The organism is Mesorhizobium sp. M1312 (assembly GCF_040318115.1).
In the GTDB taxonomy this organism is placed as follows: Bacteria; Pseudomonadota; Alphaproteobacteria; order Rhizobiales; family Rhizobiaceae; genus Mesorhizobium.
The window spans coordinates 276440-295737 of the sequence record NZ_JAMYLQ010000002.1 but is presented as its reverse complement, the minus strand read 5'-3'; the positions used below and the strand labels follow the sequence as shown (position 1 = coordinate 295737).

General features: G+C 62.1%; 22 protein-coding genes, 1 other RNA gene and 1 pseudogene. 15 read left to right on the top strand and 9 right to left on the bottom strand.

Features of this window, described 5'->3' with window-relative positions:
• Positions 1–29: 29 nt before the first annotated feature.
• The 4 genes from NKH36_RS04160 to NKH36_RS04145 all read right to left on the bottom strand — a co-directional run bounded on the left by NKH36_RS04160 (position 30) and on the right by NKH36_RS04145 (position 1886).
• Positions 30–260 carry a ribbon-helix-helix domain-containing protein gene (locus NKH36_RS04160; protein WP_352960273.1) on the bottom strand — a complete coding sequence of 77 codons (231 nt, stop codon included), beginning with the start codon at positions 258–260 and terminating at the stop codon, positions 30–32.
• Positions 261–280: 20 nt separating this feature from the next.
• On the bottom strand, positions 281–526 hold the full coding sequence (locus NKH36_RS04155) for a DUF4169 family protein (protein ID WP_352960271.1): 246 nt from the start codon (positions 524–526) through the stop codon (positions 281–283).
• Positions 527–544: 18 nt separating this feature from the next.
• Positions 545–1078 (bottom strand): SspB family protein, encoded by a 534-nt coding sequence (locus NKH36_RS04150; protein ID WP_095494717.1) that lies wholly within the window; start codon positions 1076–1078, stop codon positions 545–547.
• A gap of 118 nt (positions 1079–1196) precedes the next feature.
• Positions 1197–1886 (bottom strand): TetR/AcrR family transcriptional regulator, encoded by a 690-nt coding sequence (locus NKH36_RS04145; RefSeq protein WP_352960269.1) that lies wholly within the window; start codon positions 1884–1886, stop codon positions 1197–1199.
• Between the two features lie 132 nt (positions 1887–2018).
• On the opposite strand from NKH36_RS04145, the gene NKH36_RS04140 reads away from it, so the two are divergent.
• Positions 2019–3224 (top strand): multidrug effflux MFS transporter, encoded by a 1206-nt coding sequence (locus NKH36_RS04140; protein WP_352960267.1) that lies wholly within the window; start codon positions 2019–2021, stop codon positions 3222–3224.
• A 32-nt stretch (positions 3225–3256) separates the two neighbouring features.
• Here NKH36_RS04140 and NKH36_RS04135 read toward each other — a convergent pair.
• A pseudogene (locus tag NKH36_RS04135) lies at positions 3257–3833 on the bottom strand (AAA family ATPase).
• A gap of 154 nt (positions 3834–3987) precedes the next feature.
• Positions 3988–4344: a transfer-messenger RNA gene (gene ssrA / locus NKH36_RS04130) on the bottom strand.
• A gap of 170 nt (positions 4345–4514) precedes the next feature.
• Here ssrA and NKH36_RS04125 point away from each other — a divergent pair.
• From NKH36_RS04125 to NKH36_RS04100, 6 genes are all read left to right on the top strand, one after another.
• Positions 4515–4826: a DUF2853 family protein gene (locus NKH36_RS04125; RefSeq protein WP_352960265.1), complete on the top strand. Its 312-nt coding sequence runs from the start codon at positions 4515–4517 to the stop codon at positions 4824–4826.
• A 159-nt stretch (positions 4827–4985) separates the two neighbouring features.
• A complete protein-coding gene (locus tag NKH36_RS04120; protein WP_352960263.1) occupies positions 4986–5780 on the top strand; it encodes a thymidylate synthase in 795 nt (264 codons plus the stop codon).
• 286 nt (positions 5781–6066) lie between these two features.
• Entirely contained in the window at positions 6067–6858 is a 792-nt protein-coding gene (gene modA / locus NKH36_RS04115) for a molybdate ABC transporter substrate-binding protein (RefSeq protein ID WP_502911958.1), read from the top strand.
• Positions 6859–6870: 12 nt separating this feature from the next.
• On the top strand, positions 6871–7575 hold the full coding sequence (gene modB / locus NKH36_RS04110) for a molybdate ABC transporter permease subunit (RefSeq protein WP_292509870.1): 705 nt from the start codon (positions 6871–6873) through the stop codon (positions 7573–7575).
• Positions 7572–8684 (top strand): molybdenum ABC transporter ATP-binding protein, encoded by a 1113-nt coding sequence (modC, locus tag NKH36_RS04105; protein WP_352960260.1) that lies wholly within the window; start codon positions 7572–7574, stop codon positions 8682–8684. Before modB ends, modC begins: the two co-directional genes overlap by 4 nt.
• A gap of 84 nt (positions 8685–8768) precedes the next feature.
• The gene (locus NKH36_RS04100) at positions 8769–9110 is read left to right on the top strand and encodes a winged helix-turn-helix domain-containing protein (RefSeq protein ID WP_029351372.1); all 342 of its coding nucleotides are present in this window, start codon (positions 8769–8771) and stop codon (positions 9108–9110) included.
• A gap of 27 nt (positions 9111–9137) precedes the next feature.
• On the opposite strand, the gene cobF is transcribed toward NKH36_RS04100, so the two are convergent.
• A complete protein-coding gene (cobF, locus tag NKH36_RS04095) occupies positions 9138–9911 on the bottom strand; it encodes a precorrin-6A synthase (deacetylating) (protein ID WP_352960258.1) in 774 nt (257 codons plus the stop codon).
• A gap of 255 nt (positions 9912–10166) precedes the next feature.
• On the opposite strand from cobF, the gene NKH36_RS04090 reads away from it, so the two are divergent.
• The 6 genes from NKH36_RS04090 (at position 10167) to NKH36_RS04065 (ending at position 15764) form a co-directional block, all read left to right on the top strand.
• Positions 10167–11180 carry a DUF4424 domain-containing protein gene (locus NKH36_RS04090; protein WP_352960256.1) on the top strand — a complete coding sequence of 338 codons (1014 nt, stop codon included), beginning with the start codon at positions 10167–10169 and terminating at the stop codon, positions 11178–11180.
• Complete coding sequence (locus tag NKH36_RS04085) at positions 11180–11698, top strand: dihydrofolate reductase (RefSeq protein ID WP_352960254.1); 519 nt, start codon at positions 11180–11182, stop codon at positions 11696–11698. Before NKH36_RS04090 ends, NKH36_RS04085 begins: the two co-directional genes overlap by 1 nt.
• A gap of 142 nt (positions 11699–11840) precedes the next feature.
• A complete protein-coding gene (gene hflK / locus NKH36_RS04080) occupies positions 11841–12944 on the top strand; it encodes an FtsH protease activity modulator HflK (RefSeq protein WP_352960252.1) in 1104 nt (367 codons plus the stop codon).
• Entirely contained in the window at positions 12944–13912 is a 969-nt protein-coding gene (hflC, locus tag NKH36_RS04075) for a protease modulator HflC (protein WP_352960250.1), read from the top strand. Before hflK ends, hflC begins: the two co-directional genes overlap by 1 nt.
• A gap of 6 nt (positions 13913–13918) precedes the next feature.
• A complete protein-coding gene (locus NKH36_RS04070) occupies positions 13919–14107 on the top strand; it encodes a DUF2065 domain-containing protein (RefSeq protein ID WP_095494703.1) in 189 nt (62 codons plus the stop codon).
• A gap of 142 nt (positions 14108–14249) precedes the next feature.
• Complete coding sequence (locus NKH36_RS04065; protein WP_352960248.1) at positions 14250–15764, top strand: DegQ family serine endoprotease; 1515 nt, start codon at positions 14250–14252, stop codon at positions 15762–15764.
• Between the two features lie 43 nt (positions 15765–15807).
• Here NKH36_RS04065 and NKH36_RS04060 read toward each other — a convergent pair whose 3' ends face one another.
• Together NKH36_RS04060 and serB are read right to left on the bottom strand one after the other, a co-directional pair.
• The gene (locus tag NKH36_RS04060; RefSeq protein ID WP_352960246.1) at positions 15808–16377 is read right to left on the bottom strand and encodes a GNAT family N-acetyltransferase; all 570 of its coding nucleotides are present in this window, start codon (positions 16375–16377) and stop codon (positions 15808–15810) included.
• Positions 16374–17261, bottom strand: a complete 888-nt coding sequence (serB, locus tag NKH36_RS04055; RefSeq protein WP_352960244.1) for a phosphoserine phosphatase SerB — start codon at positions 17259–17261, stop codon at positions 16374–16376. Before serB ends, NKH36_RS04060 begins: the two co-directional genes overlap by 4 nt.
• On the opposite strand from serB, the gene miaA reads away from it, so the two are divergent.
• Both miaA and NKH36_RS04045 read left to right on the top strand, forming a co-directional pair.
• Positions 17251–18219 (top strand): tRNA (adenosine(37)-N6)-dimethylallyltransferase MiaA, encoded by a 969-nt coding sequence (gene miaA / locus NKH36_RS04050; protein ID WP_352960645.1) that lies wholly within the window; start codon positions 17251–17253, stop codon positions 18217–18219. The two genes, serB and miaA, sit on opposite strands and share 11 nt — an antisense overlap.
• Positions 18220–18323: 104 nt before the next feature.
• Positions 18324–19115, top strand: a complete 792-nt coding sequence (locus tag NKH36_RS04045) for a GGDEF domain-containing protein (protein WP_352960242.1) — start codon at positions 18324–18326, stop codon at positions 19113–19115.
• The last annotated feature ends 183 nt before the right edge of the window (positions 19116–19298 follow it).

The following is a 19298-nucleotide window of genomic DNA, read 5'->3' as shown; positions in this document are numbered from 1 at the left end:
TGCGCTGACTTTCGGTTCGGGGTCATGATCTACAAAGAACTTTTCATCCCTCGCTTCGCCCAATCCAAGACGTAGACCCTAAGCGCCGAAGACAGGTTGGCATCGCGCGGCCGGGCCTCGTCGATTTCGGCGACGAGAGCGGCGAGCGTCAGTTTGCGCGCGGCCGCGATGGCGACGAGATCGTCGAAAAACGGCTTTTCGAGCGAATAGCTGGTGCGATGGCCGCGAATGGTCACCGAGCGTTTCTCGACCGGGCTCACCAGACGTGACTCATTTCACTTCAAGCATCGGATTTATCCGAAAACCGCGGCGCACTTATCGGCCCGATACCAGCAGAATCCGGATCGCCCGAGGCTTCGCGGCGATGGCCGGCGACAAACTTTTCTGCCTTGTCGGCGATCAGACGGTCACGCTTCCGGTCGGCCTTGGAGCGGCCGTGCAGCGTCCGGTTCTGTTCGGCCAGGCGCCCCTTCTCGGCTCGTGCCTTCTGCTTGCGGGCCTGGCGGAGATTGACGATGTCGGCCATGTCGCGCGGCCCGTCGGATCACTTCTTGCGGAAGGCGTCGAGCGACACCACTTCGGCGCCCTTGGCGGCGGCGTCGGCCGCGGCAGGCTTCTTTTCGGCCTCAGCGGTCTTCTTCTTTTCCGGCTTTTTCTCGGCGACGACGGCCAGCGGTTCGGAAGCGGGCTGGCCGGCCAACTCCTCTTCTGCCGAGGTCTCCGTCTTCACGTCGAATTCGAGCTCGAAATTGACGGACGGGTCGTAAAAGCCGCGCACGGCCGAGAACGGGATTTCCAGCTTTTCCGGCACGTCGGAGAAAGACAGCCCGACCTCGAAGCCGGTGTCGGTCACCTTCAGGTCCCAATACTGGAACTGGATGACGATGGTCATCTGTTCGGGATAGCGCTCGCGCAAGCGGGAAGATACGCGCACGCCCGGAGCGCCGGTCAGGAAAGTGATGAAGAAATGATGGTTGCCGGGAAGGCCGGTGCGCGCGACCTCGGCCAGGACCTTGCGCATGACGCCGCGCAAAGCCTCCTGGGCCAGAATGTCGTAGCGAATGTGGTCGTCGGCCATGTGGCTGTCGGGTTCCGTTGAATCGTCCGCATAGCTGTAATCAAGCTTGAGCGCGGCGTAAACCGGATATAGACGCCGGCAGCGCAGATGCGAGAGGGCATGCCTCAGATTTGATCGCTCAGCCGCCAGCGAGCGCGCTGTGCTTTTGCGCGTGGGCCGCCGGCTGCCGCTTGCCGAAGGCGCGCACGAAGGTGCGCACGCCATGTGTCGCCGATTGCAGCACCTCATCATCGGTCGGCGTGCCGCCGAGCATGAAGGTCGTCTGCAACTCGGCATTGGCAAGGGCTAGGAACTGGCGTGCCGCGACGTCGGGGTCCTCGATGTCGAGGAAACCGGCATGGGCGAGGCGGGCGAAACGGGCGGCGATAGCCGGCCATGTCCTGCCCGGTCCCTGTTCGCGCCATTCGGCAAAGAGCTCGGGATAGCGCTCGCCCTCGGTCTGGATCAGCTTGCGCAGGAATTTTCCGTCGCGGTTGCAGATACATTTGCGGTTCATGCGCACGGCGAAGGCGATCAGATCGGCCTCGAGATCCTTCGGCTGGTCCGGAAAGGTGGAAATGGTGGCGAAGATGCCGGCATTGCAGCGCTCGGTGAGGTCGCGGACGATGGCGACGAAGAGTTTCTCCTTGTCACCATGGTGGTTGTAGATCGTCTGGCGCGAAACGCCGGCCTCGGCGGCAATCATGTCGATATTGGCGCCGGCGAAGCTTTCGCGGCAGAACACCTCGCCGGCTGCGTCCATGATGGAGACGCGCTTAGCCTCGTGGCCGCGTGGCGGGATGATGTCAGGAGAAACGTTGAGCTTCATGAAAACTATATAGAGGTGATTGACGAATTAGACAAGAGTGTCTAAATTTCTGGACTTAGCCTAACGGATTTCCCTCGCAGAGAAGTCGGAATTTAACGGGCGGCCAACCAGATTTGAAAGAAACCCGCTATCATGAGTCCCCAATTCTTCCGCATCGCGATCGTGCTCGGTCTGTTGACGGCCATCGGTCCGTTTGCGATCGACATGTATCTTCCGGCGCTGCCTTCGATCGGCGCGGATCTGCAGGCAAGCACCGCTGCCGTGCAGATGAGTTTGCTGATCTTCTTCCTGTCCATGGGGTTTGGCCAGATCGTCGTCGGACCGATCTCCGACATGGTCGGACGCAAGCTGCCGCTCTATGGCGGCCTCGCACTGTTCATGGTCGGCGGCATCGGCTCGGCGCTCGCTCCCTCGATCGAATGGCTGATCGCCTTCCGTTTCCTGCAAGGACTCGGCGCCAGCGCAGGCATGGCGGTGCCGCGCGCCATCGTGCGTGACCTGCACACCGGCACCGACGCTGCCAAGCTGATGTCGCTCTTGATGCTGGTGTTTTCGGTGTCGCCGATCCTGGCGCCGCTGACCGGTAGCGTCATCATCGAGAATTTCGGCTGGCGTGCCGTGTTCTGGACGGTAACGGGTGGGGCGGTGCTTGCCACCATCCTGCTGGCGACGTCGCTCAAGGAGACGCGGCCCGTCGAGGCGCGTGCAGGCAGATCGTTCGGCACCGCGCTCTCGGCCTATCGCTTCCTGATGGGCGACCGCAACTTCCTTGGCCTGGCGTCTATCGGCGGCTTCGGGATCGCGAGCTTCTTCGTCTATCTGTCGAGCTCCTCTTTCATCCTGATCGACCATTACGGGCTGTCGCCGTCGGTCTACAGCGTGTTCTTCTCGATCAACGCGGTCGCCTTCATCGGCATGTCGCAGTTGACCGGGCTGCTGTCCGAACGGTTCGGGCTAAGGCCGGTGGTGCGGGTCGCGGTGGTCGGCTATGCGACGACGATGGTGGTGCTGTTCGCGGTGATGGCGTCCGGCGTCGACCGGCTCGACGTGATGGCGGTGCTGCTGTTCGTCGGCTACGGGTTCCTCGGCCTGGTGATCCCGACGACTTCGGTGCTGGCCATGGAGGAGCATGGCGCAATCGCCGGCACGGCTTCGGCGCTGATGGGTACGCTGCACTTCGCCATCGGTGCGGTCGCCATGGGCATCGCCGGCGTGTTCTTCGACGGCACGCCGCTGCCGATGGTGGCCGGCATCACGCTTTGCGCGGTGATCTCCTTCATGCTGGCCAAGGTGACGCTCGGCCGTGGGCGGGAGGTTGTCGAAGCGCCTGCAGAATAGATGCTTTCCAGCGAGAGCATGAAAAGGCCGGGTCAGTCCCGGCCTTTTTCACGTCCGGGCCCAAGCTGCAAGCCCGCCTCGGCGACGATAAATCGCAGTCGCGCCTCGACCGGCGCCAAGGGCAACGGGACCAGTTCGTAGCCCAATTCCGTGTAGATGCTGGTCAGCGCATGATAGGTGCGTTCGGCTTCGTCGAGGGTCTGCTTTCATTCGCTGTCCTGCCGAAAAATCTCGGGCCATGGCGGTGCGATGAAGACATGACTGGCGTAGCGGAAGCGTTCGGCGGCATTTCTGACGTGGTCGGACACCGGGAAGCCAGTGAGGCGTAGATAACCAAGAGTGTCCGGCACGCCGCGATCGAAGAGGACGGGGCCGTTCTGTTCGAGGGCGGCTCGATAGGAGCGCAGCTCCCAGGACAGCATCAGTTCGGCGAACTGGATCGTGCCAGGGCAGGGCTGGCCCTCCTATCGCCAACTGATCGCGGATGATGCCGCGTCCGGCTTCGGGCGAGGTGGCAAGGCCGGCCGACCGCAAGGCTTCGATCAATGTGGTCTTGCCGGAACCCGGACCGCCGGTCAGCACGAAGAATCGATCGGAATCGTTTTGCATTTTTCAGTCTTTGGATGAATGCGGCCGCCCGCATCTACCGGCAAGACAGCGTCGCGACTGAGCGCAGCGCAAAAAGCGCGGCCAGCAAGCCTGCTGCCGTCACAATATCGAGGGGAGATGGGGATCGTAGGGGAAGTGGGAATCGAAGTGGAGAAGTGGAGGTTTCTGTTGCCAGGTACCTCCGAACCCCGCCTAGAAGTGCGAACCACTAGGGCTTGAATTGAAGCTATCGCACCGCTTACGCGGCGAGACGTGCTTCCGCATAGTTGTCGTTGGCAACTATAAGTTTAGCCCGATAACGGTGGTACAATGCCGGGCAAAAGTACGATCTTTACACCTTCGTCGATCCTATTTCGCCCCCAGCAAAAGCCGCTCTTATAAGAGCGGTTTTTGGTGGAGGCGCCGGGTACCGCCCCCGGGTCCGAACGGCTTATTTCATCGCCTGTTTATCGCCATAGTCGGTCGAGCCGACGAAACAGATATAGGGACCGATGGTGGAAAATGAAAGGCCTCAATTGATGCTTTGTCGCTGTGTCAAACAGCATTGCGAAGGCTTGACTTGTCAACGGTCTCAACCGAAGCTTTGCGGCGGTGAGGAGTTACCGACTTAGCGCACATTTTGCGGCAGCACGCCACGACCCTCATCGACCGGATCCCGTGGCGCCGACGAGGGGAATTTTGATGGCCGATTATCTCGCAGACGTGAAGAAATACGACGCCGCGGCAGATGCCGACGCGGTCGCCAAGATCGTGAAGCATTTGGGCATTGCGCTCAGGAATCGGGATTCCTCGCTGGTGTCCTGCACGGATCCCAAGGAACTGGATCGCGTCAAGGCCAACTGGGTTGCCAAAAAGCTCGGCGTCGCCGACGGCAGCAAGGCGGACGCGGCCATCGAAAAGACTTGCAAGGCGATGGAGGCCGACAACACCAAGAGCCGCGTGACCTTCTATTACCTGGTCGCCAAAGATCTGGGTAAGCTCGCCAGCCTCTGATAATCATCCTGTATCAGGCGGAAAGCTGGCGCGATTTCCGCGCCAGCCCACGATGTCGTCGCCTGTTGGAACATTCTGCACTTTGACATGTTCGGCCGGCAGCCAGTCGGTTATGATGGCCGGTAACCCGAATCGAGCCCCCGAATCGAGCCGAAGCCGATGCGCCAGTATCTCGACCTTTTGAAGCACGTGCTGGAAAACGGCGCCGATCGCGGCGACCGCACCGGTACCGGAACGCGCTCGGTGTTCGGTTATCAGATGCGCTTCGACCTTGCGCGCGGCTTTCCGGTCACCACCACCAAGAAGCTTCACCTGAAGTCGATTGTGCATGAACTTTTGTGGTTCCTGGCCGGCGACACCAACATTAGATATCTCAACGACCACGGCGTCTCGATCTGGGACGAATGGGCCGACGAGAATGGCAACCTCGGCCCGGTTTATGGCAAGCAATGGCGCTCCTGGCCGGACGGCCATGGCGGCACCATCGACCAGATTGCCAATCTCTTGAGGGAGATACGCAAGAATCCTAATTCCCGAAGGCTGATCGTTTCGGCGTGGAACCCGGCCGAAGTGGAAGCCATGGCGCTGCCACCCTGTCATTGCCTGTTCCAGTTCTATGTCTCGGAGGGCAGGCTTTCCTGCCAGCTCTACCAACGTTCCGCCGATATCTTTCTCGGCGTGCCGTTCAACATCGCTTCCTATGCGCTGCTCACCTTGATGGTGGCGCAGGTGACGGGGCTGAAGCCCGGCGATTTCGTCCACACGCTGGGCGATGCGCATCTTTACGCGAACCATTTCGAGCAAGCGCGTGAACAGTTGCGGCGCGCGCCCAAGGCGCTGCCGACGTTATGGATCAATCCGGAGGTGAAGGACCTCTTTGCCTTCCGTTTCGAGGATTTCCGGCTGGAAAACTACCTCGCCGATGCGACGATCAAGGCCCCGATCGCGGTGTGAGCCGCAAACGTCGGGCTTCTACTTTATGCTGTCTCGAAATTGCTCGCCGGTGGTGCTGTGCCGTTCGCCCGCGACCACCATATCCGATGCTTGATCCACGGCATCGGTCTGCAACGTCGCGCTGTATCCACTACTATTTATCGTGAGCGGTGGCGGCAACACCCAATGCCATTGGCGGGGCCATTATCCAGCTGAGTCTGGCAAAATGCTTTCCCTTGTTATATTCAGGCGGATATATCGATTAGCAGGTTTCGCGCCGATCGGATTTCAAGCCCCAGGAGAGTTCATGCTGGTGCGCAAGAGTTTCGGATTGAAGGCGGCCGCCATTGGCGGTCTCACGACGATGTTGATCGCCGCTATGCCGGCTGCCCACGCGGATGACAGACTGATCGTCTTCGCCGCCGCAAGCATGAAGAACGCACTGGATGCCGTGAACACCGCCTGCGATGTCGGTGAGGCGGCTACGATTTCGTATGCGGCAAGCTCCGCGTTGGCCAAGCAGATCGAGGCCGGCGCGCCGGCCGATGTCTTCATCTCAGCCGACCTCGACTGGATGAAATATCTATCCGACAAGAAACTGACCAAGCCGGATACCGAAGTGAAGTTGCTCGGCAACCAGATCGTGCTGGTGGCGCCGAAGGATTCGTCGGTCGAAACCAGGATCGAAAAGGGTTTTGATCTTGCCGGGCTGATCGGCGACGGCAGGCTTGCCATGGGCGATTTCAAAGCGGTGCCGGCCGGCAAATATGGCAAGGCGGCACTTGAATCGCTCGGCGTTTGGTCCTCAATCGAAGGCAAGTTGGCACAGGCCGAGAACGTGCGCGCAGCACTCAAGCTGGTTTCATCAGGCGAGGCAGCGCTCGGCATCGTCTACGCCACCGACGCGCACGCCGAGCCCGGCGTCAAAGTGATCGGCACCTTCCCGGAGGATTCGCACCCGCCGATCGTCTACCCGGTTGCCCAGATGGCGGATTCGAAGGACAAGGATGCGCCGGCATTTTTGGAATGCCTGCAATCCGCCAAGGCAGGCGAGGTCTTCAAGGCGCAAGGTTTTACGATCCTTACGCCGAGCAACTGAGGCACACCAAAGATGAATTGGTTGCTGGACCTCACTCCCGACGAATGGAATGCGGTCCGGCTGTCAATCAAGGTGGCGACGGTGGCGATGATCGCTAGCCTGCCGCCCGGCATATTGATCGCGCTTGTGCTTGCCCGCGGCCGATTCTGGGGCAAGACGCTGCTCAACGGGCTGGTGCATCTGCCGTTGATCCTGCCGCCGGTGGTTATCGGCTATCTGCTGCTGCTCTCCTTCGGCAGGCGCGGCCCGGCCGGGGCCTTTCTGGCCGAGCATTTCGGCATTGTCTTTTCCTTTCGCTGGACGGGTGCCGCGTTGGCCTGCGCTGTCATGGGCTTTCCCCTGATGGTGCGGGCGATCCGGCTGTCGATCGAGGCGGTCGATCGCAGAATCGAGGCGGCGGCCGGGACGCTTGGCGCCAATCCGCTGTGGGTGTTCGGGACGATCACGCTGCCGCTGATCCTACCCGGCCTGATTACCGGCGCGATCTTGTCTTTCGCCAAGGCGATGGGCGAATTCGGCGCAACGATCACTTTCGTTTCCAATATCCCCAACGAGACGCAGACGCTGCCGTCGGCGATCTACACGTTTACGCAGGTGCCGGGCGGCGATGCCGGCGCGCTCAGGCTGACGCTGATCTCGATCGTCATCTCGATGGCAGCACTTGTCGCGTCGGAGGTGCTGGCGCGGCGCGTCGGCAAGCGGATGGACATCGAATGACGGTCGTGGTCGACATCAGCCATCGGCTTGGCGATTTCGAGGTCGACGCCCGCTTCGAGAGCGCCGGGCGGCTGATCGCGCTGTTCGGGCCCTCGGGCTCCGGCAAGACGACGCTTATCAACATGATTGCCGGACTTATCCGGCCTGACAAAGGGCGGATCGAGGCCGACGGCCGCGTGCTGGTCGATACGGATGCGGGCCTGTTCGTGCCGAAGCACAAGCGCCGCATCGGCATGGTGTTCCAGGACGCGCGGCTGTTTCCGCATATGAGCGTGGCCAGCAATCTGCGCTACGGCCGCTGGTTCACGCCGACGGCGGAACGTTACGCGGACATCAATGCCGTTGTCGACCTGCTCGGCATCGGTCCTTTGCTCGACCGGCGGCCGGCAAAGCTTTCCGGCGGCGAGAAACAGCGCGTGGCGATCGGCCGGGCGCTGCTCGCCAGTCCCAGATTGTTGCTGATGGACGAGCCGCTGGCTTCTCTCGATGATGCCCGCAAGGCAGAAATCCTGCCTTATATCGAGCGGCTGCGTGACGAGACGAAAATCCCGATCGTCTATGTCAGTCATTCGATCTCAGAGGTGGCGCGATTGGCAAGCGACGTCGTTGTGCTGGCGCAAGGCAAAGTCGCTGCTTGCGGCCCGACCGGGGCGATCATGCAGCGCCTCGACCTATTGCCGGCGGAAGAGCGCGGCGAGGGCGGCGCGGTGTTGGACACCGCGGTGCTGCGCCACGACGAAGTCTTTGGCATGACCGTGCTTGGCTCGGCGGCGGGCGAGATCCGCGTGCCGCTTCTGGCAACGCCGGCCGGCGCGCCGGTGCGCATCCGCATCCGTGCCCGCGATGTGATGATTGCCATCGAACAGCCGACGGGTCTCAGCGCGCTCAACATCCTGCCGGGCAGGATCGTGGCGATAGAGCCGGGCGAAGGGCCTACCGTCGAGATCGGCATAGACTGCAATGGCGCAACCGTGCTTGCCCGGATCACCGAGCAATCGCGACAGACGCTGAAACTCCGGCCCGGCCGAAACGTCTACGCGGTGATCAAGACGGTAAGCTTCGACCGGGCGAACACGAGCGTCGGCCTGCCTGTCGAGGCGGATGGATGACCGGCGGATGATGTCGCTATATCATTTTAGAATAGCGGTATCGCCGGAGAGCTTCTAGGATGGGGCGTGACGTCGGAGGAGCAAATGCCGTCGCTGAGCTTGCGGATAAACCTCGATCCAGAAGGGCGCATCGGGCCGGGCAAGATCGAGCTTCTTGAGCAGATCGCCGCCTTCGGCTCGATCTCAGCTGCGGCGCGCGGCATGGAAATGTCCTACAAACACGCTTGGGACCTGGTCGAGGACATGAACCGGGTGTTCGGCAAGCCGCTGGTCGCGGCGCAGACCGGTGGGAAAAAGGGCGGCGGCGCCCAGTTGACGCCGGTGGGGCTTGCGGTGGTCAGCCGCTTTCGCGCCATCGAACGGGCTGCGGCTTCCGCGGCGGCGGCGCATATGGAAGCGTTGCAGGCGGAGATCGATGCTGGCTGAGATCGGTGGGATCTGTACCGGCCGAGCCTACTCCTCCGGTTCGCCGGGCTTGCGCAGCAGATAAGTGTCCATGATCCAGCCCTTTTTCAGGCGGGCCTCCTCGCGTGTCTTCATAATCTTGTCGCCGACATCGCCGAGGCGGCCGGAAATGAGGATCTCGTCGGGCGTGCCGAGATAGGCGCCCCAGTGGATGACGAGGTCCTTGTCGTCCAGCGTGTCGAAGGCGCATTTGCCGTCCAGCATGACGACGGTGCTGCCGGCATTGTCGGGCAGCCCTTCCTCGGCAAGCCGGCGGCCGGTGGTGATCTGAACTGCATCGCCGATGCGGTTCAGCGCCATCTGATGGCCGGCGGCGAGCGCCTGGACAGCAGTGATGCCGGGGATCACCTCGAGCTCGAACTCGACATTGCCTCTCATGCGCACACGCTCCAGGATGCGCAGCGCGCTGTCGTAGAGCGAGGGATCGCCCCAGATCAGGAAGGCGCCGCAGCCATCTCGCGAAAGCTCGTCGCGGATCAGGCTTTCATAGATCGCGGCGATCGCCTCGTGCCAGTCATCGACGGTCGAGCGGTAGGAGGGTGCCGGCTCTGCCCGCACCGGCACCTCGAATTCGACGCGGCGCGAGTTTGGATTGGTGACGAATCGGTCGCAGATCTGGCGGCGCAGTTCTGCGAGATCGTTCTTCTTCGCGCCCTTATCGGGAATGAACAGCACGTCGGCACGGTTCAAGCCACCGATGGCCTGCACGGTCATATGGTCGGGATTGCCGGCGCCGATGCCGATGACGAGAAGCTTGCGCATGGCGAACTCCTGCCCGATCGGAACGTCGGTGTCCAGACAAGCCTGGCACGGTGGGCATGGCATGTGCGCAAGCGCCGACGAGTGCGCGGAAGGGCTTTGAAATGCCACATTGAAACGGCTAGAGCGACGTGCGGCCAATTGGACGCACAAAGTACGTTCTAACACCTTAAATCCCCGCATCGTGCTTTCCGAAATCGATTCCGATTGTCGGGCCGGTGCGATAGAGTCATCCGGCATCTCGCCAAAGGAGCTTCCATGTTCCGTTATGTTCTGACCGCAGCGCTGGCGCTCTCGGCCACGCCGGTATTCGCCAATGATTCGATCGCCGAATTGGGAACGGGCGGCCTGATCCTGTCGCGCAGCGATGCGGTCGCCATGGAGAGCGAGGACCTCTACATCTCGCCGGAAAAGGTGACGGTCGACTACGTCTTCCGAAACAACACTGACGAGGATGTCGACGCGATCGTCGCCTTTCCGATGCCCGACATCGAAGGCGATCCGAACGAGATGCCGGCAATCCCCGACGGCCAGAGCGACAATTTCCTCGGCTTCGAGGTGACGATCGAGGGCGTGGCGGCAAAACCGCAGCTCGAGCAGAAGGCGTTTGCACTCGGCATCGACATCAGCGCCGATTTGAAGGCGCAAAACGTGCCGTTCTACCCGTTCGGCGACGCGGCCAGGGCGGCATTGGCAAAGCTGCCGCAAGCGGTTGCCGACGACTGGGTCGATCGCGGCCTCATCATCGAGGACACCGCCGACGACGGTTCAGGCATGAAGACCGTTTATGTGCCGTTCTGGCAATTGCGCTCGACTTACTGGTGGCGCTCGACCTTTCCAGCCAATAGGGCAGTCCACGTCGCCCATCGTTACAAACCGAGCGTCGGCGGCACGTCCTCGGTCAGCTTCTTCTATGACGGCCAGTTCCAGGGCCAATACGCCGCCTACAAGACCCGCTACTGCATGGACGGCACGTTCGAGAATGCGATCCGCAAGGCGGCGAAGGGCAATCCCGACGGCACTCCGAGATATTTCGAAAACCGCATCGCCTATATCCTGACCACTGGCGGCAACTGGGCGACGGGTTCCATCGGCAAGTTCAAGCTGACCGTCGACAAGGGCGATCCGAAAAACATGGTCTCGTTCTGTGGCGAAAACGTCAGGAAAGTCGGGCCGACGCGTTTCGAGATGACGGCAGAGAATTTCTACCCTGAGCACGACGTCGACATATTGCTGCTGGCGCCTTCCGGCGATGGCGGGAGTGGCGGCTGATGGATGTCGCGATCTATGTCGCCATCGCCGAAAACGGCGTGATCGGGCGCGATGGCGGGTTGCCGTGGCGGCTTTCCAGCGATCTCAAGCGGTTCAAGGCCGACACGATGGGCAAACCTATTATCATGGGTCGCAAGACCTATGAAGGTATCGGCCGGCCTCTGCCTGGGAGGCTCAATATCGTGGTGACCCGCGACAAGGCCTGGCGCGCCGAGGGCGTCGACGTCGTGCATTCGCTCGACGAGGCGATCAGCCTGGCGAAGGTGCGCGGGCGCTGCATGGCCGGCGCCGACGAAATCTGCGTCATTGGCGGCGGCGAGATCTATGCCCAGGCGCTGCCGCTGGCCGACCGCTTGCACGTCACCCATATCCTTGCCGCGGTCGACGGCGACGCGCATTTGCCGCCGATCAACCCGGATTTGTGGCACATTGTTCGCTCGCAGGACGTTCCGGCCGGTGAAAAGGATAGTCATGCGACACGCTATTCGGTTTACGAGCGAAGCCGCGACGTGCATTGAGAGACGATAAAGGGTCGCGACGGTCCAAAACGGGCGGTGACGACGACCGATCGCGTTGAAAGCGTGCCGTCGCATCCCTATAGAAGGACGATACTGGATTTTGCGTCGTCAGGCCGGCGCGTGAGGGAGCGAAAGGACATTCATGCCCTGGAATGACAAAAGCGGCGGAGGCGGCGGCCCATGGGGCGGCGGCAACAATCCAGGACCCTGGGGGCAGGGACCGAAGGGGCCTAGCGGGCCGCAGGGCTCGCCTCCCGATCTCGAAGACATCATCCGCCGCGGCCAGGACAGGCTGCGGCGTGCTTTGCCGGGTGGCGGTGGCGCCAGCCCTGCCGTGTTCGGGCTGATCGCGGCGGCGCTTGTGGTGCTGTGGGCGTTCAAGGCGGTCTATACCGTGCAGCCCGACGAGGTTGCGGTCGAACTCAGATTCGGTGTGCCAAAGGCGGAGTTCTCGCAGCCAGGCCTGCATTTCCATTGGTGGCCCATTGAGACGGTCGAGACGGCCAACATTGCCGAACAACTCGTCAACATCGGCGGCGGCACGGCCTCCGGCAACGGTTCAGGGCTGATGCTTTCGGGCGACCAGAACATCGTCAACGTCCAGTTCTCCGTGGCCTATCAGGTCTCCGATCCGAGGGCCTATCTGTTCGACGTGTCCGATCCCGACGGCATGCTGCGGCAGGTCGCCGAAAGCGCCATGCGCGAAGCGGTCGGTCGGCGGCCGGCGCAGGACATCTTCCGCGATGATCGCGAGGGCATTGCGGCGTCCGTGCGCGAAATCATCCAGACGACGCTGGACGGCTATAAGGCCGGCCTGAACGTCAACGCGATTTCGATCGAGGATGCCGCGCCGCCGCGCGAAGTGGCCGACGCGTTCGACGAGGTGCAGCGCGCCGAACAGGACGAGGACAAGTTTGTCGAGCAGGCCAACCAGTATTCCAACCAGAAGCTCGGCCAGGCGCGCGGCGAGGCCGCGCAGATCCGCGAGGAGGCGGCCGGCTACAAGAACCGGGTCGTGCAGGAGGCCGAAGGCGAGGCGCAGCGCTTCATCTCGGTCTATGACGAATACGCCAAGGCGCCGGATGTGACGCGCCAGCGGCTTTATCTGGAAACGATGGAGAGGGTTCTGAGGGATTCCAGCAAGGTCATTATCGAGCAAGGCAGCGGACCAGGGGTCGTTCCCTATCTGCCGCTGCCTGCGTTGCAGCAGAAGGCGCCGGCGCCGGTCCTCGGAGGAACCCAGTGATGGCCAACCGTCTTCCCATCATCGCCGTCATCGCCGCGGTTATCCTGTTCCTGCTCTATTCGTCGGTCTTCGTCGTCAATGCGCGCCAGCAGGCGCTGGTGCTCAGGTTCGGCGAAATCGTAGATGTCAAAAGCCAGCCGGGCATCTATTTCAAGGCGCCGTTCGCCTTCTTCGATGCCGACAGCGTGCAGCTGATCGAAAACAGGGTGCTGCGCTTTGATCTCGACAACATCCGCGTCCAGGTTTCAGGCGGCAAGTTCTATGAGGTCGACGCCTTCATCGCCTATCGGATCTCGGATCCGCGCGTGTTCCGCTCCGCGGTGTCCGGCCAGATCGAACTGGCCGAGGCTCGGTTGAGGACGCGTCTCGACGCCGCCTTGCGTCGGGTTTACGGTTTGCGCGACTTCGAGGCGGCTCTCTCGGAAGAGCGAGCCGTGATGATGCGTGAAGTGCGCGACCAGCTGAGGCCCGACGCCACGTCGCTCGGCCTGCAGATCGAGGATGTCCGCATTCGCCGTACCGATTTGACGGCGGAAGTCTCGCAACAGACATATGACCGCATGAAGGCTGAGCGTCTGGCCGAAGCCGAGCGGCTGAGGGCGCGCGGCAACGAGGCGGCGCAACGCATCAGGGCGCGCGCCGACCGCGAAGTGGTGGAGATCGTCGCCGAGGCACGGAGAGAGTCTGAAATCCTGCGCGGTGAAGGCGAAGCTCAACGCAGCGCCACCTTCGCGAATGCCTACCAGCGCGATCCAGCCTTCTTTGACTTTTACCGGTCGATGAATGCCTACGGCACGGCGCTGGACAACACCGGGACGACGATGGTGCTGTCGCCGAATTCGGAATTCTTCCGTTTCTTCCGCAATCCCTCCGGCGCGGAGACGCCGGCAACGCCTGCTGGATCAGCAGCGCCTGGTGCTCCAGCAGCACCTGCTGCACCGGCAGCGCAGCCAGGCACCGGCCAGTAAAGGCCGGTGCAGGACTTTCTGGCGGCAATAGGCTTGGTTCTCGTCGTAGAGGGCCTGGTCTATGGCGGCTTTCCCGGCCTCGCCAAGAAACTTGCCGGCGAAGTTCTGTCGATGCCGGAGAATGCGCTGCGGGTCGCCGGGCTGATTGCCATCGCCGTTGGCGTCGGCCTCGTCTGGCTGGTGCGGGGTGGATGACGGTTTATGATTTCGGGGTAACGGAGGTTTTATCCTCCGCCGATAGCCATAGCCGCAAACGTGCCGCATTTCTTGCCAACATGGTTCGACGCAGCATTTTCGGCGAGCGCTTTTCTTCTCAGAGACACCGGGAGACTTCTCGATGACATCCAACAGGTTTTTGCGCGCGGCGAGGCGGACGTTCACCGCGGGTGCTGCAGCACTTCTTATCGGCGCCGCTACAGTCCCGTCGCTGGTGACGCCTGCGGCCACCGCCGACGGCCCGGCTTCGGTCGCCGATCTCGCGCAGGGGCTGCTCGGCGCCGTGGTCAACATATCGACCTCGCAGAGGGTGAAGGGCACCGAAGGCCCGGGCGCGGTGCCGATGCCGCAGCTTCCGGAGGGCTCGCCCTTCCAGGATTTCTTCGACGATTTCTTCAAGAACCGTCCCGGCGAACAGGGCAACCCCTCGCAAAAGGTGCAGTCGCTAGGCTCCGGCTTCGTGGTCGACGCCGAGCAAGGCATCGTGGTGACGAATAATCACGTGATCGCCGATGCCGACGACATCGAAGTGAATTTCTCCGACGGCGTGACGCTGAAGGCGACGCTGGTCGGCACCGACACCAAGACCGACGTGGCGGTGCTGAAGGTCGATCCGAAAGGGCACAAACTGACGGCGGTGAAATTCGGCGATTCCAGCAAGATGCGCGTCGGTGACTGGGTGATGGCGATCGGCAATCCCTTTGGTCTCGGCGGCACCGTGACGGTCGGCATCGTCTCGGCTCGCAACCGCGACATCAATTCCGGTCCCTATGACGATTTCATCCAGACCGATGCCGCGATCAACCGCGGCAATTCCGGCGGGCCGCTGTTCAACAGCGACGGCGAGGTGATCGGCATCAACACGGCGATCATCTCGCCGTCCGGCGGCTCGATCGGCATCGGCTTTTCCATTCCCTCGCAACTCGCGTTAGGCGTCGTCGACCAACTTCGCCAGTTCGGCGAGACGCGGCGCGGCTGGCTCGGCGTGCGCATCCAGCCGGTGACGGACGACATTGCCGAAAGCCTCGGTATGGCGACTGCCAAAGGCGCGCTGGTCGCCGGCGTCATCAAGGGCGGGCCTGTCGACAACGGCACCATTCTGGCGGGCGACGTCATCATCAAATTCGACGGCAGGGACGTCAATGAAATGCGCGACCTGCCGCGCGTTGTCGCGGAGAGCACGGTCGGCAAGGCTGTCGACGTGGTCATCGTGCGCAAGGGCGTCGAGCAAACCGTGAAGGTGACGCTCGGCCGGCTCGAAGATGGCGAAAAGCTTGCCAGCGGCGAGAACGGCAACACCGAAAAGGACAATGGCGACGAGGCGCCTGCCGTTTCGACGGCTTCCGTGCTCGGCATGACGGTTGGCGAGCTCAACGATGAGACCCGGACGAAATTCGGCATCGCCGCCGAAGTCTCCGGCGTCGTCATCACCGAAGTCGCCAAGGATTCAGCCGCCGCCGAACGCGGCATCCAGGCCGGCGAAGTGATCACCGAAATCGCGCAGGAATCGGTCGCCACGCCCAAGGATGTCATGGACCGGATTGCTGCGTTGAAGGAGCAGGGACGCAAGAATGCGCTGCTGATGCTGGCGTCGAAGACCGGCGAATTGCGGTTTGTGACGATCCGGATGGACTGAGTCCGGTAAGGCTGCAACACTTCGATTTGGAGGGAAAGGGCGACTAGCGAGCCTTTTTTCTTGCTCGCCAGTGCTTGGCTGTCAGCCTGTAGAACACATGCCGCTTGAGCATGGCATGGCTGTCCGGAATGCTGGGATGGTCGAAATCTCTGGACGGGTCGGCGGTCATGCCCAGGCGTTTCATGACGGCGGTGGACCGGCTGTTGTCCTTGACGGCGAAGGAGACGATTTCCTCGAGGCCAAGCGTTTCGAAGCCATAGGCGAGCCAGGCTTCGGCTGCCTCTGTGACATAGCCATGGCCCCAGAATTCGGGGGCCAGCCGCCAGCCGATCTCGACGGTGCCGGCCGGCAGGAAGGGCAAATGATCGGTATCGAGGAGGCCGATAAACCCAATGCATTCGCGCGTTTCAATGATCTCGGCGGCAGCGAAACCGTAGCCATCCTCGGCGATCCAGGCGCGGAACTCGTCCATTTTGGCGTCCGCGGCAGCACGGTCGCGGCGAAATGGAAAGAATTCCATGACGCGTTCGTCGGAATTGATCCGGTGGAAGAGCTCGCGGTCGCGATCCTCCCAGTTGCGCAGGATCAGGCGCTCGGTGCGGATCGGCGTCACTCCACAAAGTCCTCCCGCCGGTAGCCCTGCAGATAGAGAAGCGCGGTCAGGTCGCTATGGTCGATGCGGAATTTTGCCTCCGCCGCTACGACCGGCTTGGCATGAAGTGCCACACCGGCGCCGGCAAGGCGGATCATGTCGAGGTCATTGGCGCCATCGCCGACAGCAATGGCGTCGCCGGTCGTCAGCCCGAGGCGCGCCGAAATCTCGAGCAGCGCATCGGCCTTGGCGGCGCGCCCCAGGATCGGCTCGGCCACGAGACCGGTGAAGCGGCCGTCCTGCTCGATCAGGCGGTTGGCGCGGTTCTCCTGAAAGCCGAGCATGGCGGCGATGCGTGAGGTGAAGACGTTGAAGCCACCTGACACGAGTGCAGTCCATGCGCCGTTGGCCCGCATGGTGTGGACAAGCGCGCGGCCGCCGGAAGCCAGCGTCAGGCGATTGGCGATGATGCGGTCGACCACGGCAGTGTCGAGGCCTTTGAGCAGCGCCACCCGCTCGCGCAAGGCCGGCTCGAAAGCGATCTCGCCATTCATCGACCGCGCCGTGATGGCGGCGACGTAGTCCTTGACGCCGATCTCGTCGGCGAGCTCGTCGATGCACTCCTGGTCGATAACAGTCGAATCCATATCGGCGATGAGGATTTTCTTCCGCCTTCCCTCGGCCGGCTGGACGATCACGTCGACCGGTTCGGGTGCGAGCACGGCGCGCAGGCTGGCGGTCGTTTCAGCGGCTTCTGCCGTTTCGGGCAAAGCGAATTCACAGGCGATGCCTTCGGCCAGCCAGCGAACAGCGCTTGCGCCGACCGAACGTGACGCCATATTCGCAAGCGCCGGCGACAATGCGCGGCCGGCGGGATGGGACACAAGCGTGGCGATCAGCGGCATCGAAAATTCCGGCGGGCAGGCGGGCGAGGGCCGCGTTAAGAACGCCATCCTGATAGCCGGGCCGACCGCCAGCGGCAAGTCCGCCCTTGCGCTCGACCTCGCCGAGCGCAACGGCGGCGTCATCGTCAACACCGATTCCATGCAAGTCTATTCGGTGCTCGACGTGCTGACGGCGAGGCCGACTGCTGCCGAACTCGCTCGCGTCCCGCATTTCCTCTACGGACATGTCCATCCCTCCACCGCATATTCCACCGGCGCCTGGCTGCGCGATGTGACGAAGCTCATCGACGACGGTACGTTCCTCGAACGGCCGGTGATTTTCGTCGGTGGTACCGGGCTCTATTTCCGGGCGCTTGCGGAAGGCATTTCGGAAATGCCCGACATTCCGCAGTCGATCCGTGATCGCTGGCGCTACGAACTCCAGGAGCAGGGCGCAGCCAAGCTGCACCGCATCCTGCTGCGCGAGGATTCCGCAGCCGGCATGATGCTGAAGCCGACCGACGGCCAGCGCATCATGCGGGCGCTGGAGGTGCTCGACGCATCGGGCCGTTCCATCCTGGAATGGCAGGCGGCGCGCGGCCGGCCACTGATCGACAGGGCCCGCACGCGCTTCTTTGTGATCGAACCGGACCGAGCGGCGCTGGTGGAGCGGATCGAGGTGCGGTTCGACCGCATGCTGGAGAAGGGCGCCCTCGACGAGGTCAGGCGGCTGACCGAGCTTGGCCTCGATCCGGACTTGCCGGCGATGAAAGCGATCGGCGTTCGCGAACTGCAGGCCGCAATGGCCGGCGAGTTGAGTTTTCCCGAAGCGATCGAACGCGCGAAGATCGCGACGCGACAATATGCCAAACGCCAGGCGACCTGGTTCAGGCATCAGTTGGGTCCGGAATGGCTGAGATTGCGCCCCGGTGATCGTGTGGAATCCACGATCTCGGATGCCCTTTCCAGTGCAACCTGAAAAGTTGGCTTTAAGAGGAGACTTCCCGTTGAAGTTGTCCTAATTAACCCTCCGTAAGCCCGCCCATGCCATAACGTCTTTGGGAATTTTCCAACGGGGAGCAGATGCGTTTTCACAAGGCGGAATCAGCCTTTTTCGTCTTTATCTTCGTGATCCTGGCCGCCGGCTTGGTGACGCTCCACGCCTATGGGCTTCTGCAAGCCTTCGCCGAAGAGGTTCACACACCCGCCAGGGTCGACGAGATCATCTATCTCAACAAGCTATTGTTTGGGACTGGCGTTCTTTTGGCGACTGCCCTGTTCTTCGGCATTTTCTTCATCTACCCACTGATCCGCAAGCAGGCGACGGAAGAAGGCAAGCTGCGCGCAATGACGGTTTCGCTCAGCGCCCGTTCGGAAACGCTGGAGCATGCGGCGCTGACCGACAGCCTGACCGGTATGCAGAACCGGCGCTATTTCGACGACGCACTGAAGGAATATCTCGAGGAATTCCGCCGCATCGAGAAGCCGGTCGGGCTGATGATCCTTGATCTCGACCATTTCAAGCAGGTCAACGACACCCACGGCCATGATGTCGGCGACGAGGTGTTGCGGGCGGTTGCCAGCTGTCTCAAGGACATGACACGCTATCACGACGTGGTGGCGCGTCTGGGTGGCGAGGAGTTCGCAGTGGTCACGCCCAACATGGACGCCGAACTTCTGTCCAAATTCGCCGAGCGCATCCGCAAGGCGATTGCCAACATGTCTATACTGTCCGGCAATGTCCGGCTGAAGATCACCACGAGCGTCGGCCTTGCCGTGTGGGACCGTAAGGAAACCGCCGAAGAGTTCTATCGCCGCGCCGATCGCCAGCTTTATGAGGCCAAGAGGCAAGGCCGCAACCGCGTCTGTGCCTGAAATCCCGTCATTAAATTCGTAATGCTGGCCGTCTGGTGCCGTTTTCTGCGCTACTACAGCGCCGCGCGTCCTTTTGGACGCGCAAAGGACGCCGTAGCATTTTGATTTTGCGCATGATCCTTTCCGAAAATCGATCTCGATTTTCGGGGTCATGCGCGTGCTCACGGACTAAATGTCCGCTCC

Bases quoted from the DNA above. Each gene is read 5' to 3' on its own strand.
- NKH36_RS04155 (WP_352960271.1), bottom strand. From the start codon at position 526: ATGGCCGACATCGTCAATCTCCGCCAGGCCCGCAAGCAGAAGGCACGA.
- NKH36_RS04150 (WP_095494717.1), bottom strand. From the start codon at position 1,078: ATGGCCGACGACCACATTCGCTACGACATTCTGGCCCAGGAGGCTTTG.
- NKH36_RS04145 (WP_352960269.1), bottom strand. From the start codon at position 1,886: ATGAAGCTCAACGTTTCTCCTGACATCATCCCGCCACGCGGCCACGAG.
- NKH36_RS04140 (WP_352960267.1), top strand. From the start codon at position 2,019: ATGAGTCCCCAATTCTTCCGCATCGCGATCGTGCTCGGTCTGTTGACG.
- NKH36_RS04125 (WP_352960265.1), top strand. From the start codon at position 4,515: ATGGCCGATTATCTCGCAGACGTGAAGAAATACGACGCCGCGGCAGAT.
- NKH36_RS04120 (WP_352960263.1), top strand. From the start codon at position 4,986: ATGCGCCAGTATCTCGACCTTTTGAAGCACGTGCTGGAAAACGGCGCC.
- modA (WP_502911958.1), top strand. From the start codon at position 6,067: ATGCTGGTGCGCAAGAGTTTCGGATTGAAGGCGGCCGCCATTGGCGGT.
- modB (WP_292509870.1), top strand. From the start codon at position 6,871: ATGAATTGGTTGCTGGACCTCACTCCCGACGAATGGAATGCGGTCCGG.
- modC (WP_352960260.1), top strand. From the start codon at position 7,572: ATGACGGTCGTGGTCGACATCAGCCATCGGCTTGGCGATTTCGAGGTC.
- NKH36_RS04100 (WP_029351372.1), top strand. From the start codon at position 8,769: ATGCCGTCGCTGAGCTTGCGGATAAACCTCGATCCAGAAGGGCGCATC.
- cobF (WP_352960258.1), bottom strand. From the start codon at position 9,911: ATGCGCAAGCTTCTCGTCATCGGCATCGGCGCCGGCAATCCCGACCAT.
- NKH36_RS04090 (WP_352960256.1), top strand. From the start codon at position 10,167: ATGTTCCGTTATGTTCTGACCGCAGCGCTGGCGCTCTCGGCCACGCCG.
- NKH36_RS04085 (WP_352960254.1), top strand. From the start codon at position 11,180: ATGGATGTCGCGATCTATGTCGCCATCGCCGAAAACGGCGTGATCGGG.
- hflK (WP_352960252.1), top strand. From the start codon at position 11,841: ATGCCCTGGAATGACAAAAGCGGCGGAGGCGGCGGCCCATGGGGCGGC.
- hflC (WP_352960250.1), top strand. From the start codon at position 12,944: ATGGCCAACCGTCTTCCCATCATCGCCGTCATCGCCGCGGTTATCCTG.
- NKH36_RS04065 (WP_352960248.1), top strand. From the start codon at position 14,250: ATGACATCCAACAGGTTTTTGCGCGCGGCGAGGCGGACGTTCACCGCG.
- serB (WP_352960244.1), bottom strand. From the start codon at position 17,261: ATGCCGCTGATCGCCACGCTTGTGTCCCATCCCGCCGGCCGCGCATTG.
- NKH36_RS04045 (WP_352960242.1), top strand. From the start codon at position 18,324: ATGCGTTTTCACAAGGCGGAATCAGCCTTTTTCGTCTTTATCTTCGTG.